General features: G+C 60.8%; 11 protein-coding genes. 6 read left to right on the top strand and 5 right to left on the bottom strand.

All coding sequences use genetic code 11. The annotated features are described in order from the left end of the window. Both ACWR1S_RS27205 and ACWR1S_RS27200 read left to right on the top strand, forming a co-directional pair. Positions 1-363: helix-turn-helix domain-containing protein (locus ACWR1S_RS27205; RefSeq protein WP_454565664.1), on the top strand; the 363-nt coding region annotated here is incomplete at its 5' end. A 125-nt stretch (positions 364-488) separates the two neighbouring features. Further along, positions 489-3,377, top strand: a complete 2,889-nt coding sequence (locus tag ACWR1S_RS27200) for an ATP-binding protein (protein ID WP_454565663.1) — start codon at positions 489-491, stop codon at positions 3,375-3,377. Here ACWR1S_RS27200 and ACWR1S_RS27195 read toward each other — a convergent pair. Together ACWR1S_RS27195 and ACWR1S_RS27190 are read right to left on the bottom strand one after the other, a co-directional pair. Then, positions 3,354-4,811 (bottom strand): ATP-binding protein, encoded by a 1,458-nt coding sequence (locus tag ACWR1S_RS27195; RefSeq protein ID WP_454565662.1) that lies wholly within the window; start codon positions 4,809-4,811, stop codon positions 3,354-3,356. The genes ACWR1S_RS27200 and ACWR1S_RS27195 overlap by 24 nt on opposite strands. A 90-nt stretch (positions 4,812-4,901) precedes the next feature. Further along, positions 4,902-5,852 carry a GlxA family transcriptional regulator gene (locus ACWR1S_RS27190; protein WP_454565661.1) on the bottom strand — a complete coding sequence of 317 codons (951 nt, stop codon included), beginning with the start codon at positions 5,850-5,852 and terminating at the stop codon, positions 4,902-4,904. Between the two features lie 215 nt (positions 5,853-6,067). On the opposite strand from ACWR1S_RS27190, the gene ACWR1S_RS27185 reads away from it, so the two are divergent. Beyond that, positions 6,068-6,790 carry a pirin family protein gene (locus tag ACWR1S_RS27185; protein ID WP_137217189.1) on the top strand — a complete coding sequence of 241 codons (723 nt, stop codon included), beginning with the start codon at positions 6,068-6,070 and terminating at the stop codon, positions 6,788-6,790. Positions 6,791-6,838: 48 nt separating this feature from the next. On the opposite strand, the gene ACWR1S_RS27180 is transcribed toward ACWR1S_RS27185, so the two are convergent. Together ACWR1S_RS27180 and ACWR1S_RS27175 are read right to left on the bottom strand one after the other, a co-directional pair. Further along, positions 6,839-7,324: a hypothetical protein gene (locus ACWR1S_RS27180; protein WP_454565660.1), complete on the bottom strand. Its 486-nt coding sequence runs from the start codon at positions 7,322-7,324 to the stop codon at positions 6,839-6,841. A gap of 180 nt (positions 7,325-7,504) precedes the next feature. After that, positions 7,505-8,380: a LysR family transcriptional regulator gene (locus ACWR1S_RS27175; RefSeq protein WP_454565659.1), complete on the bottom strand. Its 876-nt coding sequence runs from the start codon at positions 8,378-8,380 to the stop codon at positions 7,505-7,507. Positions 8,381-8,491: 111 nt separating this feature from the next. On the opposite strand from ACWR1S_RS27175, the gene ACWR1S_RS27170 reads away from it, so the two are divergent. The 3 genes from ACWR1S_RS27170 (at position 8,492) to ACWR1S_RS27160 (ending at position 11,808) form a co-directional block, all read left to right on the top strand. Then, entirely contained in the window at positions 8,492-9,691 is a 1,200-nt protein-coding gene (locus ACWR1S_RS27170) for a YbfB/YjiJ family MFS transporter (protein WP_454565658.1), read from the top strand. A 61-nt stretch (positions 9,692-9,752) separates the two neighbouring features. Beyond that, positions 9,753-10,751, top strand: a complete 999-nt coding sequence (locus ACWR1S_RS27165) for an NAD(P)H-quinone oxidoreductase (RefSeq protein ID WP_454565657.1) — start codon at positions 9,753-9,755, stop codon at positions 10,749-10,751. 112 nt (positions 10,752-10,863) lie between these two features. Next, positions 10,864-11,808 carry an alpha/beta hydrolase gene (locus ACWR1S_RS27160; RefSeq protein ID WP_454565656.1) on the top strand — a complete coding sequence of 315 codons (945 nt, stop codon included), beginning with the start codon at positions 10,864-10,866 and terminating at the stop codon, positions 11,806-11,808. Here ACWR1S_RS27160 and ACWR1S_RS27155 read toward each other — a convergent pair. Further along, positions 11,805-13,616 (bottom strand): ABC transporter ATP-binding protein, encoded by a 1,812-nt coding sequence (locus ACWR1S_RS27155; RefSeq protein WP_454565655.1) that lies wholly within the window; start codon positions 13,614-13,616, stop codon positions 11,805-11,807. The two genes, ACWR1S_RS27160 and ACWR1S_RS27155, sit on opposite strands and share 4 nt — an antisense overlap. Positions 13,617-13,669 lie beyond the last annotated feature (53 nt).

Below are 13,669 nucleotides of genomic sequence, written 5' to 3'. Positions count from 1 at the left end.
CTCAGTCCGCAGCGCGAACGACAGGTCAAACAACTGATCCTCGAACGTCTGGGCGAAAGCCTCGAGGTCACCGAACTGGCCCGCGCCTGTTCGTTGTCGCGCAGCCATTTTTCCAGGGCCTTCAAATGCAGCACAGGGCTGTCGCCGCAGGACTGGATTCGTACCCAGCGCCTTGCGCGGGCCAAGCTGTTGATCCAGCACACCGACCTGAGCCTGACGCAGATCAGCCTGGAATGCGGTTTCTGTGATCAGGCGCATTTTTGCCATATGTTCACCCGCAGCGAAGGCATCAATCCGTTTGCCTGGCGCTGCCAGATCATGCGTGAACCCAAGACTCACCGTTCGCAGCCCGCCGTGTTTTGATCGCGGCCCCCGTTGCACTGACGCTCAAACCTGAGGATTATGCCGGGACACCCCGGATTAGACGGCCTGCGCACGCGCCCGGCCCTACTCCGCTTTGTCCGCCGCCGCACCGCAGGAGTGAGCTGTTGAGTCTTTGCCCGAATCAGGCCCTCGGTTTTGGCCCCTATCGGATTCATCCGGGACAACGGCGCGTGCTCGAAGGCGAGCAGCCGTTACGTCTGGGCCGACGGGCAATGGACATCCTCCTGATTCTGCTGGCGCATGCCGGCGAAGTGGTGAGCAAGCAGCAATTGATGGCCGGCGTCTGGCCGGACAGCGTGGTCGAAGACATCAACTTGCGTGTGCACATGGCGGCACTGCGCAAAGCCCTAGGTGACGGTCAGGCCGGCCAGCGTTACATCATCACCGTGGCGCAACGCGGTTACAGTTTCGTCGCCCCGGTTTTACCGCAATCCATGGAGGAGCGTCCTGTGGGCGATGCTGGTGGTCGGCACAACTTGCCGTTACGGCGCACGCGGATGATCGGTCGCCAACCGCTGGTCGACAGTTTGATGACACAGTTGCCACGCCAACGCTGCATCACCCTGGTCGGCCCCGGTGGGATCGGCAAAACCACGGTGGCCTTGCGCGTTGCCGAGCAGTTGATCGGCCAGTACCGCGACGGCATCCGACTGGTCGATCTGGCACCGCTCAACGATCCCCGGCTGATTTGCTCACACTTGGCTGCGCTGCTCGATCTGGCCCTGCTCGAAGGCGATCCGTTGGTGGCACTGGTCAATGGCTTGCAAAATCGGCAGATGCTGTTGCTGCTCGATAACTGCGAACACCTGATCGATGCCGTCGCGGCACTCAGCGAAAGCATTCTGCGCGGCGCACCGAGGGTGCATATTCTCGCCACCAGCCGCGAGAGCCTGCGGGCGGAAGGCGAATTTGTGCAGCGTCTGGATTCCCTCGAATACCCACCGATTACGGCCACCGTGAACCGTAAGCAAGCGCTGGATTTTTCGGCGCTGCAATTGTTCATCGAACGGGCCACAGCCGCGCAGGAAAGCTTCGAACTGGGCGACGCCCAATTGCCGCAAGCGGTTGAGATCTGCCACCGACTGGACGGCATTCCACTGGCGCTGGAGCTGGCCGCAGCGCAGGTCGCCGAACTGGGCCTGGACGGCTTGCTGCGCCAGTTGCAGGGCCGCTTGCCACCGTTGGCAGCGGGCAATCAAAGCAGTCTGGAGCGCCACCTCACCCTGCGCGCGACGCTGGACTGGAGTTTCAATTTACTCGACCGTTGCGAGCAAACCTGTCTGCGCCGTCTGGGCGTATTTCGCGGTGGTTTTACCCTGGAGTCAGCGGCGGCCGTTATCGTCGGTCAACAGATCGACCCCGCGGCGGTGTTTGTATCGATCACCCAACTGGTGGCCAAATCCCTGCTCAGCGTCGAGGTCGGCGATGAGGAAGTGTTCTACCGCTTGCTCGACACGACCCGCCGTTATGCCCTGGAAAAACTCGATCACGCCGCCGAATGCGAGGAAACCCGTGAACGCCATGCCGAACGTTGTCTGGCGTTGATGCAGCAGGCGCAAAGCGATTGGGAAACCACGCCGACGGCGTTGTGGATCGAACGTTATGCCCGAGGGCTGGAAGATCTGCGCGCAGCGCTGGACTGGAGCCTGAACGGTGTCGGCCCCGGTGGTTTGGGGATTCGACTGGCGGCAGCGTCGGCGCCCTTGTGGCAAGAGTTGTCGCTGCTCAAGGAGTACGGCGGCTATGTACGCCGGGCGCTGAGCCTGCTTGATGAACTCGGTGAACCTTGCCCACGCCTGAAAGTTGCGCTGAAACTGGCCCTCGGCAGTGCCTGTTATCACACGTGGGGCGGTACTGCAGAGACCATCGAAGCGTTCGCCGATGCCCGTCGGTTGGCGCACGAAAACGATGACGTCGCCGGGCAACTGCGCGCGGTGTCCGGGCACATGGCGGTCAACCTCAGCTGCGGGCATTACCGCATGGCGCTGGCCCAGGGTGAGCACTTCGACCGCCTCGGTCTGCACGGTGACCCGTTGTTGTCGCTGAGCACCCACCGCTTGCGGGTCCTGGCCCTGCACTATGCCGGCGACCAGTTGCAGGCGCGCATTCATGCCGAGCAGGTGCTTCAGTGCATGGCGCAGAGCGGCCATGTCAACCGCTTCACTCACGGTTTTGGCGTGCAATACGACCAGAGTGTCGCGTCGTTGACGGTGCTGGCGCGGGTGTTGTGGATGCAGGGTCTGCCGGAGCAAGCGTGGCGCACGGCGCAGCAAGCGCTGGAGATCGCCGTGCAGATCGACCATGGCACCTCGATTTGCTACACCCTGGCGCTGGCCAGTTGCCTGATCGCTCATTACAACGGCGATCAGCAGAACGCCCGAGCGCTGTTGCAACTGTTGCTGGAGCAATCGCAGAAGCATTCGGTGCTGCTGTTCAACACGTGGGCGCGGCACTATGCGCAGGTGATCGAACCACAAGCCAGTGCGCCAGTGTCGACAGGCAGCGGCGGGCTGATTGGGGAAATCATGGTGACGCTGGATGGCCGATTTATGGATGACGCGCTACTGGTGCGGGCGCTGAGTGGTGATGCCGGGTGGAGCACGGCGGAGATCCTGCGGGCTCGGGCGGATGCGTTATTGAATGAAGAGAGGGTTTGTCTGGGCGGGCCTCTTCGCGAACAGGCTCGCTCCCACAGGGATTTTGGGTGGACTCAGACCCCATGTGGAAGCGAGCCTGCTCGCGAAGGGGCCATTCAGGAAGCCGAAGCACTCCTGCAACAATCCCTGGCCATCGCCCGCACCCAAGGCGCGCTTGCCTGGGAACTGCGCAGTGCCACGTCACTGGCGCAACTCTGGCAGCGCCAGTCGCGCTATCGCGAGGCGCTGGATTTGCTCAGTCCGATCTATCAACGCTTCACCGAGGGCTACGCGACCCCGGACTTGCGCAAGGTGCGCTTGCTGATCGGCGAATTACGCGAGCACGTGCACGTCTGAGGCTCGGCGAATCCGCTTGATGTAACGTGCATGCCGGCGCTCAAGCTCAATCCCTTCACCGCTGCGCTCAAGTTGCTCGCGGGCATAGCAGCGGGTGGTGTTGAGCAAACGGTATCGGCCTGTACCGCCGCCCCGCTCCACCGTCAACAATGACTTCTGCGCCAGGCCCTCGATGATCGCGGCAAGCCGCTGCGGAGCCAGTTGCGGACAACTGATCACCGCCAGCGCCGCCTCCAGCGTAAACGCCAGTTTGAACACCGATAAACGCTGCAGGACGCGTTGTTCCTGCTCGCTCAAGCATTGATAGCTCCAGTCGAGTGCCGCCTGCATGGATTGGTGCCGCGACACCGCGGTGCGCCGGCCTTGGCTGAGCACTTGCAGGCCGTTGGCCATTTGCGCCTGCAAGCCGACCAGCGCCAGCGCATCGATCTGCGCCGCCGCCAGCTCAATCGCCAAGGGCAAACCGTCGAGTTGCCGACAGATCTCGATCACGACTTTGACGTCCTGTTCACGCAAGCGGAAATCATGCTGTCGCGCCCGCGCACGGCTGACGAACAACTGCACCGAAGAATGGCCCATGGCCTCAGTGCTGCAATCGACTGCCGAGCGCTTTGGAATCGCCAGCGGTGGCACGTTTTGAAGGGTTTCCAGACTGACGTGCAAGGCTTCACGGCAGGTGGCGAGAATCGACAGTCGAGGCGCCGCTTCAAGCAACGTTTCAACCGCAGTCCTGCAAGCGTCGCGGTGATGGTCACCGTTATCCAGCAGCAACAAGGCATGGCGAGTCGAGAGCCCGGTCAAATCGCACTCCAGGGTGCGCAGCACATGATCTAGCAGCGGTGTGTCGTCGTCGATCAAGCTCAGATCGACCTGCCACACGCCGTCTCTGTAGTACTGCAAAAGCAGCTCCGCCACGCGCAGCGCTACCGTTGACTTACCGACGCCTGGCGCTCCCGTCACGGTCATCAGCCGACACAGCGGCATTTGCCGCACGAGCCCGCCAACCAATGAGTCGCGTCCGGTGACCGGAGTCAGTCGCGCAGGCAAATTATGCTGAGGCGTTTGCAGCCCATCGAAGACCACTTGTGCGACGCTGTCGCAGCGGACCGCGGCGATAAAGCTGTAACCGCATTGCGGCACGTTGACGATGTAGCGCTGACCGTTCTCACCGTCACCCAAGGCTCGCCTGAGCGCAGCGATGTGCACGCGCAGGTTGATCTCCTCGACCACCGACGTCGGCCATACCAAGGCGATCAGTTGCTCCTTCCTGACCACTCGACCGGCACGCTCGACCAGCACTTGCAAGATGTCCAGCGCGCGCCCGCCCATGCGCAAGGGCCGATCTCCATCGAGTATCAGCCGCTGGCGCAGGTGGAACGCGTAAGGGCCGAAATGCAGCACCGACGCCGTGTTCAAATCAATGAGGCTCTCCATGCCAACTATCTTGGCAGCCTCAGATGACGCGACAACCGCTAGACGAGGCGCAGCACGGACATCCGGGTGCGCCAGACGGACACAAGCGCTCTAACTGAACTGTTCACGGTATTGCACGGGGGTCAGACCGAGCTTTTCAGCAAACAGTGAACGCATGTGCCGCACACTGCCGAAACCACTTTTGTAAGCCACGGTTTTAAGCGGCAGATCGCTGGTTTCCAGCAGATTTCGTGCGCAGTCGATGCGCGCACTTTGCAGAAATTCCATCGGCGTCATGTTGATGTCGCGGGCGAACACCCGCGCGAAGTGCCGCGCACTCATGTTGGCAATGGCCGCCATGCGCTCGACCGTGAAGGCTTCGTCGAGATGTTCCAGCACGTAGCTTTGCGCGCGGGTGATCGGTGTTTCCTGCGGTGCCACGGCAGCCATCAGCGGACTGAACTGCGCCTGCCCGCCCTGCCGTTTCATCACCACCAGGAGGACTTTGGCGACATCCTGGGCGAGTTTCTTGCCGTGATCGCGAGCGATGACGGCCAGCGCCATATCGATCCCGGCCGTGACACCGCCCGAGGTGATCAGGTTGCGATCCTCGACATAGATCTGATCCGTGGTGACTTGGGCTTTCGGGAACCCCTTGATCAGACGTTCGGTGTAGTTCCAGTGGGTGGTCACCCGGTAGCCATCCAGCAACCCGGCATGCCCGAGCACAAAGGCACCGGTGCAGATAGAACCGTAATACTCGACGCGCTGGACCGCGCCCTTGAGCCAGGCGAACAGCGCCGGAAATTGTTGGTTGTAGGCACCCGGGCCGCCCGGCACCAACAGCAGATCATAATGTTCGGTGTTGTCATCGATGGTCGCGTCGGCATGCACCAACACGCCATTGGATGCCCGAAGTGGGCCACGTTCAGTGCCAAGCGTGATCAATTGATAATGCGCTTCGGCTTTCAGGTAGCGGTTGGCAACCGAAAAAACCTCCAATGGCCCGGCCATGTCGAGCAGAAGAAAGTCGGGGAACAGCACCATTGCCACGGTTTTCATGGGCAGACATCACTTAGATCAGAGAGACATGATACAGACCAGACATTATGGCCAACTGTAGCCGTTTGAGCGCAAAAGTTTTGTGTGACGGCTATCGCAAAACTGTCAACCTGAAAGGGACAGTCTTTCAATTTTCATCTACTTATTGCGTCGATCAGTAAACAGTAACCTTCTCCTCACTCGGACGAATTCACGTCCCGCAAGGAGATTTCATCATGCTGACCCTTCGCAAAGCCTCCGATCGTGGCCTCGCCAATCATGGCTGGTTGAAGTCCTTTCACACCTTTTCCTTTGCCAGCTATCGCGACCCTCGCGAACAGGGTTTTTCCGACCTGCTGGTGATCAACGATGACCGCGTTGCCGCCGGTAAAGGTTTCGGCCAGCACCCGCATCGCGACATGGAGATCTTTTCCTACGTGCTGGAAGGTGCGCTGGAACACAAGGACACGCTGGGTACCGGCTCGGTTATCCGCCCGGGTGACGTGCAATTGATGAGCGCTGGCAGTGGCGTGGCACACAGTGAGTTCAACCATTCGGCGAGCAAACCGGTGCACTTCCTGCAGATCTGGATCGTGCCGGACGTCAGCGGTGCCAAACCGCGCTATCAACAGGAGCATTTCAGCGCCGAGAAAAAACGCGGTCGCCTGCAGTTGATCATTTCGCCGGACGGCAAGCACGGCTCGCTCAAGGTGCGTCAGGATGCACGGGTCTTCGCCGGGTTGTTCGACGGCAAGGAAAGCGCCACGCTGGAACTGGCGGCCAACCGCTATGCCTATGTGCATGTCGCACGTGGCAGTGTTGAGCTCAACGGCCAGCCATTGCAGGAAGGTGACGGCGTGCGGGTTCGCGAGGAACAGTTGCTGACCTTGAGCAACGGTGTCGATGCCGAGGTACTGGTGTTCGACTTGCGGCCGCAGGAACTGCCAGAGATGCCATAACGCTGCGTTTCAACGCCCACAAAAACGGCCTTCTTTGAAGGCCGTTTTCTATTGTGATGAATCGGGTGCTTGTTGCGAAGCAGGTCTTGGAGCGCCTATATCCTTACCTACCTGGATCGCAGCGAGTGTCGTCTGCAAGGTGGTTAACACCGCTGCCTGATTGGCAAAGTGCGCCCCCACAACGACGGTGATCATTCCGAGGAAATGGACGGCTGTCGTCGCCCAGTAATGTGCCTTCACTGTCGAGGCTTGTTTGATGGCTTCTTTTGAGTCTTCGGCGATTTTTTGTACGCCGTCCCACATCAAATCGTACCGTTTGTCCCTCTCCATTTGAGCCTTGTCTCGCTCAGCCTGAGTCAGCAGGTAAGCATCGATTCTCGCCGACACACCCTCGACCCGAGCGTCCATCCTGGTCTCGATGGTTTCGATCCTGGCATTGAACTCTTCACGACTTATAGCGTTCATGGCTTTAGCATTCCGATTTTTACTCGATAGATCACTGATTGGGTTTTGACTGAATTCCGTGGTTCTCAATTCGGCACCTTCCTGGGTTTACCCATACCTTCCCTGGTATCAATATCAGTGCGAGCCCTGCGCCCCTCACCGACATGCCGTAACAATAGGCCCCATCCAACAGGCTCACAAGCCGGGAGATTCTGCCTCTGGTGTAGGCCGTTTCGTCAGAGGTTGTAGCCGTGCCAAAACCGCTCCCGCCTACTCATTCTCCGACGCGAACACGTCGACAATCTGCTCAATCACCGCCCTCACCCGCGCGGTATGGCGCAGGTCCGCATGGGTTACCAGCCATACCTCATACGGGAGCGGCGTAGTGCGCTCCGACCAGAGCCTGATCAAGCCATCGCGCTCGCCCATGTACACCGGGATTTCTCCTACACCCAATCCTGCTGCAATCGAACGACGGATGAGCAAACTGGAACTGAGGCTGGCGACGATCCGACCGCGACTCAACGGCTCCGACACCAGCGTCAGGTCCTTTTTGCTTTGCAGATACGGTTGATAGACCACCAGATCATGCCCTTCGAACGCCGTGTCCGGCTGCGGCACGCCATGGGCGTCTATATAGGCTTGGGAGGCAAACAGCCCCACCGGCCATCGGGCAATTCGCCGAGCGATCAGATCCGGATTGTCCGGCCGGGTGTTACGCACGGCGATATCCGCCTCGCGCTTGGCCAGGCTGAGGATTTGCGTGGACGCATCCAGTTGCACCCGCACGTCCGGGTGCTGCTCGTGCAAGCGGGCGATCGCCGGAATCAGGAAATCGATGGCCAGGGAGTCCGTGGTACTGACGCGCACCGTGCCGGTCAGGCGATCGTCCAGGCCCTGAATCTTCCGCTCCAGTTCAAGAGCGGAATGCTCCATCTTCTCCACACTTTTGAGCGCCGCTTCGCCGACGGCGGTCAACGCGTAGCCGTCGGAGGTGCGCAAAAACAACGTCGCGCCCAGGGACTTTTCCAGCGCGGTGATCCGTCGCCCTACGGTCGCCTGATCTACCCCCAGAATCCGTGCGGCCCCCCGCAGCGTCGACTCGCGGCAAACGGCGAGAAATACCCGTGCGTCATCCCAATTCATACTGCCTCCCCACGATGCAAATTCGCATCACTGTGCCGCCAATTCGCTGCATTAACGCAGCAACGATAGCCGATATGCTGAACGCCATAAACCTTCCGCGAGATCGCTATCATGCGCACTTCAACCTCCACCGGTATCTGGCTGCCGATCTTTGCCGGCCTCTGCGCCAGCCTGGTCAGCATCGGGCTGGCGCGTTTCGCTTACACGCCGTTGATTCCTGCGCTGATTGAAGCGCAGTGGTTCAGCGCCAATGATGTGGTCTACCTCGGCGCGGCCAATCTGGTGGGTTATCTGATCGGCGCCTTGCTGGGCCGGCCGACCGCGCGCCAGCTCGGCAATAAAAATGCCTTGCGGCTGATGATGCTGATCGTCACCGCCGCATTTTTTGCCTGCGCATTCCCTTTGTCGGTGAGCTGGTTCTTCGGCTGGCGGCTGCTGTCCGGGATTGCCGGTGGCGCGATCATGGTGTTGGTCGCCGCGACGGTATTGCCGCATGTTCCGGCGGCGCGTAAAGGGCTGGCCAGTGGCGCGATTTTTCTCGGCATCGGTCTCGGCATTGCCGGCTCGGGGACGCTTGTGCCGCCGCTGTTGAGCCTGGGTTTGCAGGCGACTTGGCTGGGCCTGGGCGCATTGGCCCTGTTGCTGACCGCGCTGAGCTGGTTTGGCTGGCCGTCTGATGTCCTGCACCCGGTCGTGACACAAGAAAAGGTGTCCGCAGAACCGACACCGCGCGGTGTGTACTTGCTGTTCGCCCAATACGCCTTTATGGCCGCAGGCCTGGTGCCGGCCATGGTGTTTCTGGTGGATTACGTGGCGCGTGGACTCGGCGCCGGGGCGCATATCGGCGCGCTGATCTGGGTGATGTATGGCCTGGGCGCGATTGTCGGCCCGGTGAGTTATGGCTTTCTCGCCGATCAGCTTGGCGCACGCTCCGGCATTCGTCTGGTGCTGGTGGTGCAGGCGGTTGCCCTTGGATTGCTGGCGCTGACTCACTCGTTTCTGGCACTGGCATTGCTGGCGGTGATTCTCGGTTCATTTCCGCCCGGCATTGTGCCGCTGGCGCTGGCGCGGGTGCATGAACTGGTGCCGGAACATCATCGCCAGCAAATCGCCTGGAGCCGCGCCACGGTGTCGTTCGCTACGTTTCAGGCGCTGGCCGGTTTTGCCTACTCGGCGCTATTCAATGCCAGCGGCGGTCATCACGCGTTGTTATTCGTTATTGCCGCAGGCGCGATCGTCGTGGCGCTGCTGCTGGAGCAAGCCATGAAATGGCTGCCCGCCCCTATTGAGCAGCGCTGCTGTGCAAATTGAAGGGAATCATTGCCTGCTCGGCAGGCTCCCACCTACAGAAACTGACTTAAAAGGAACCGATATGTCCCTGCCCAATGAAATGACCCGAATCGAAATTACCGAACCCGGCGGCCCCGAGGTCTTGCAACCGCGACGCGTGCCGCTGCCGGTCGCCGCAGATGGCGAGGTGCTGATCCGCGTCCACGCCGCCGGAATCAACCGGCCGGACGCCTTGCAACGGGCCGGCAAATACCCGATGAAACCCGGCATGAACCCGATCCCCGGTCTGGAGGTGGCCGGCGAAGTCGTCGCACTCGGAGCGGGTGTCAGTCAGTTCGCCGTGGGCGACAAAGTCTGCGCGCTGACCAATGGCGGCGGTTATGCCGAATACTGCGCTGTCCCGGCCGGCCAGACCCTGCCGATTCCCGACGGCCTGGACTGGGTGCACGCCGCCGCGATCCCGGAAACCTTCTTTACCGTATGGGCCAACCTGTTCGGCCTCGGCGGCGCCAGCCGTGGTCAACGCGCGCTGATTCACGGTGGCACCAGCGGCATCGGCACTACCGCGTTGATGCTGTGCCGAGAGTTCGGTATAGACGCGTTCGCCACCGCCGGCAGCGCAGAGAAATGCGCGGCGATCAGCAAGCTTGGCGGCCTGCCGATCAACTATCGGGATGAAGAGTTCGCAAAGGTCATCACCGAGAAAACCGCAGGCCAGGGCGTCAATGTGATTCTCGATATCATGGGCGGTTCGTACCTCAACGATAACGTCAGCGCTCTGGCGATGGATGGCCGTTTGGTCATGCTCGGTTTCCTCGGCGGCGCGCGGGCCAACGATTTTGATCTGCTGGCAATGATGGCCAAACGCGCGGTCATCACCGGATCCCTCCTGCGCGCCCGCACCGCTGCCGAAAAAGCCGCGATTGCCGATCAACTGCGCGAGCACGTCTGGCCGGCACTGTCTGCCGGGCGCTGCCTGCCGATGATCGACAAGGTCTACCCACTCGCCGACGCCGCTCAGGCCCACGCGCACATGGAGGCCGGCGACCATATCGGCAAGATCGTTCTGCAAGTCGTGTGAGTCTTTGCAGCATTTGGTAATCGTTGCATCGGGACGGTGGTCGAAAAACTCACGCGCAGACCGAGGCATCTGGTAAAAAGCCTTCTTTGTCTGCGCTCGGGTGAAACGTTTAATGTTCCTGTCCTTCATGACGCGTCTGCGCCGCCGCCGTTTGGCGTTCGCCTGCATGGCCGCGCTGATTATCGGCGTGCCGACCAGTTGTGCCGTACTCGAACACACCGAACGCAAACTGCTGTTTCGCATCGAACCGGGCACCGCCGGCTGGTATCACGGCTTGCCCGGTAGCGTGCAGGAACTCGACCTGCAACCGAAAAGCTTCAAGGCCGGGCAGAACATTCATGCCTGGTGGTGGCCGGCGGAAAAGGCCAATGCGCCAGCCATTCTCTATCTGCATGGCGTGCGCTGGAACCTCACCGGCCAACTGTTCCGCATCGAACAATTGCGCGCGGCGGGTTATTCGGTGCTGGCCATCGACTATCGCGGCTTCGGCAAGAGTCACGGTGATCTGCCATCCGAAAGCAGTGTCTACGAAGACGCGCGCGTGGCGTGGGAGCGCTTCAAACTGCTGCAACCGGATCCGGCCAAACGTTTGATCTATGGGCACTCCCTGGGCGGCGCCGTGGCGATCGATCTGGCGGCGGAACTCGGGCAGACAGCCGCCCGCGATCATTCCGCGCTGCCAGTGCGCGGGCTGGTGATCGAGTCCACCTTCACCACGCTGGCGGATGTCGCCGCGTCCGTGGCCAACACTTCACTGCCGGTGCGCTGGCTGCTCTCGCAGAAATTCGATTCGATCGACAAGATTGCCGACATTCATATGCCACTGCTGGTGGTGCACGGTCTGGCCGACGCTTTCGTGCCACCGCGCTTCAGCGAACAACTGTTCAACGCCGCGCAACAACCCAAGCGTTTACTGTTGGTGCCCGGCGCGACGCACAACAACAGCATGGCACTGGGCGGGCAGAATTACCGCAAGGCGATCGACAGCCTGATGCAGAGCAAACCGGCCCCCCGGATGGCCGGGCCTGCGACCGGGCGCAACGGGCGGGACACTTAACGGTAGCCGCGAGCCTGCAAATCGAACAGTTGCGCGTAATGCCCGGCAGCAGCAATCAGTTGCTCGTGGCCGCCCTGCTCCAGAATTCGACCTTGTTGCAGCACGATGATGTGGTCAGCATTGCGCACGCTGGAAAAACGATGGGAGATCAGCAACGTCATGCGCCCTTCGCTGTGCTGGCTGAAATGCTCAAACACCGCCGCTTCGGCCGCTGGATCAAGGGCGGACGTTGGCTCATCGAGGATCAGAATGTCGGCCTCACGGCGCATGTACGCGCGGGACAAGGCAATCTTCTGCCACTGCCCGCCAGACAATTCCTGGCCACCGGCAAACCAGCGTCCCAACTGCGTGGCATAACCCTTGTCGAGCCCTTCGATGAAGGGTGCCGCCATCCCTTGGGCAGCCGCCTCTTTCCAGCGTTGCGAGTCGTTGAACGCCAAGGTATCGCCGACGCCAATATTCTCTCCGACGCTGAACTGGTAGCGGATGTAATCCTGAAAAATCACGCCAATCCGTCGACGTAACGCGGTTTCCTGCCAATCCTGCAAATCGCTGCCGTCGAGCAGGATGCGCCCTTGATCAGGGCGGTAGAGCCGGGTCAGTAACTTGATCAGCGTGGTCTTGCCTGAACCGTTTTCCCCTACCAGCGCAACGCTCTTGCCTGGCACCAGTTGCAGGTCAATGTTTTCCAGGGCCGGCCGACTGGCACCGGGGTAACGGAAACCGACGTTTTCGAAACGCAAACCATCGCCCGGGCAGGCACCGACCGTCAGGTGGCCGGTATCGACCTGAACCGGTTCGGCCAGGTATTCATAAAGACTCGTCAGGTAGAGGCCGTCTTCGTACAGGCCGCTGATCGCACTCAGACTGCTGCTGACAGCGCTTTGGCCTTGCTTGAACAGCACCAGATACATGGTCATCTGGCCGAGACTGATCTGGCCGTGCACGGCATCGATCACCACCCAGGCATAGGCCACGTAAAATGCAGCAGTACCGAGCAGACCGAGGCCAAAACCCCAGCCGTCGCGCCGCAACGTCAGGCGCCGGTCTTCGGCATACAGCCTGGCGAACGTGTCACGGTAGCGTTGCAGCAACAGCGGAGCAAAGCCGAACAGTTTGACCTCTTTGATATAGGTTTCGTGAGACAGCAAGGTTTCGATATAGCTCTGCTGCCGACTCTCCGGCGCGCGGCGGGTGAACAGTCGAAAGGCGTCACCGGAAAAATGCGCCTCGGCAAAGAACACCGGCAACGCGCCGACCACCAGCAGCACCAGCGCCCAAGGGGAGAAGTGCACCAGCAGCACACCAAAGCTGATCAGCATGATCAGGTTCTGAATCAGTCCCAACGACTTCATCACCAGCGCCAGTGGCCGGGTCGACGCCTCGCGACGCACACGCACGAGTTTGTCGTAGAACTCGGAGTTCTCGAACTGCACCAGTGACAGGGTCTGCGCTTTCTGCAAAATCAGCGTGTTGACCTTCTGCCCCAGTTGCACCCGCAGCAGCGACTGCTGCACCGACAGTGCCCGTTGCGTGCCGGACAACAGCGCCAACACCCCAGCTTCCAGCAACACATAACGCAACACCGGCCACAGCGGCGCACTGCCCTGTTGTGCGTGTAACTGCATCGCCGCCACCACGGCATCGACAATCCGCTGGCCCAGCCATGCCGCCAGTGCTGGCAGCAAGCCGGCCACCAGCGTTGCCAGCACCAACCCCAGAAACAAGCCACGCGACGTTTCCCAGACCAGTCGCATGGCTCGTTGCGCCTGATCGAACAAAGAGGTAATACGCGATAGATCAGGCATGCGGTAATAAGCTCTGCAGATGATGACAGTGGCTCATGGTACTCCAGCGCCAC

This window comes from Pseudomonas sp. AIG, from assembly GCF_977020205.1.
This window is presented reverse-complemented; position numbering and strand designations above follow the sequence as displayed.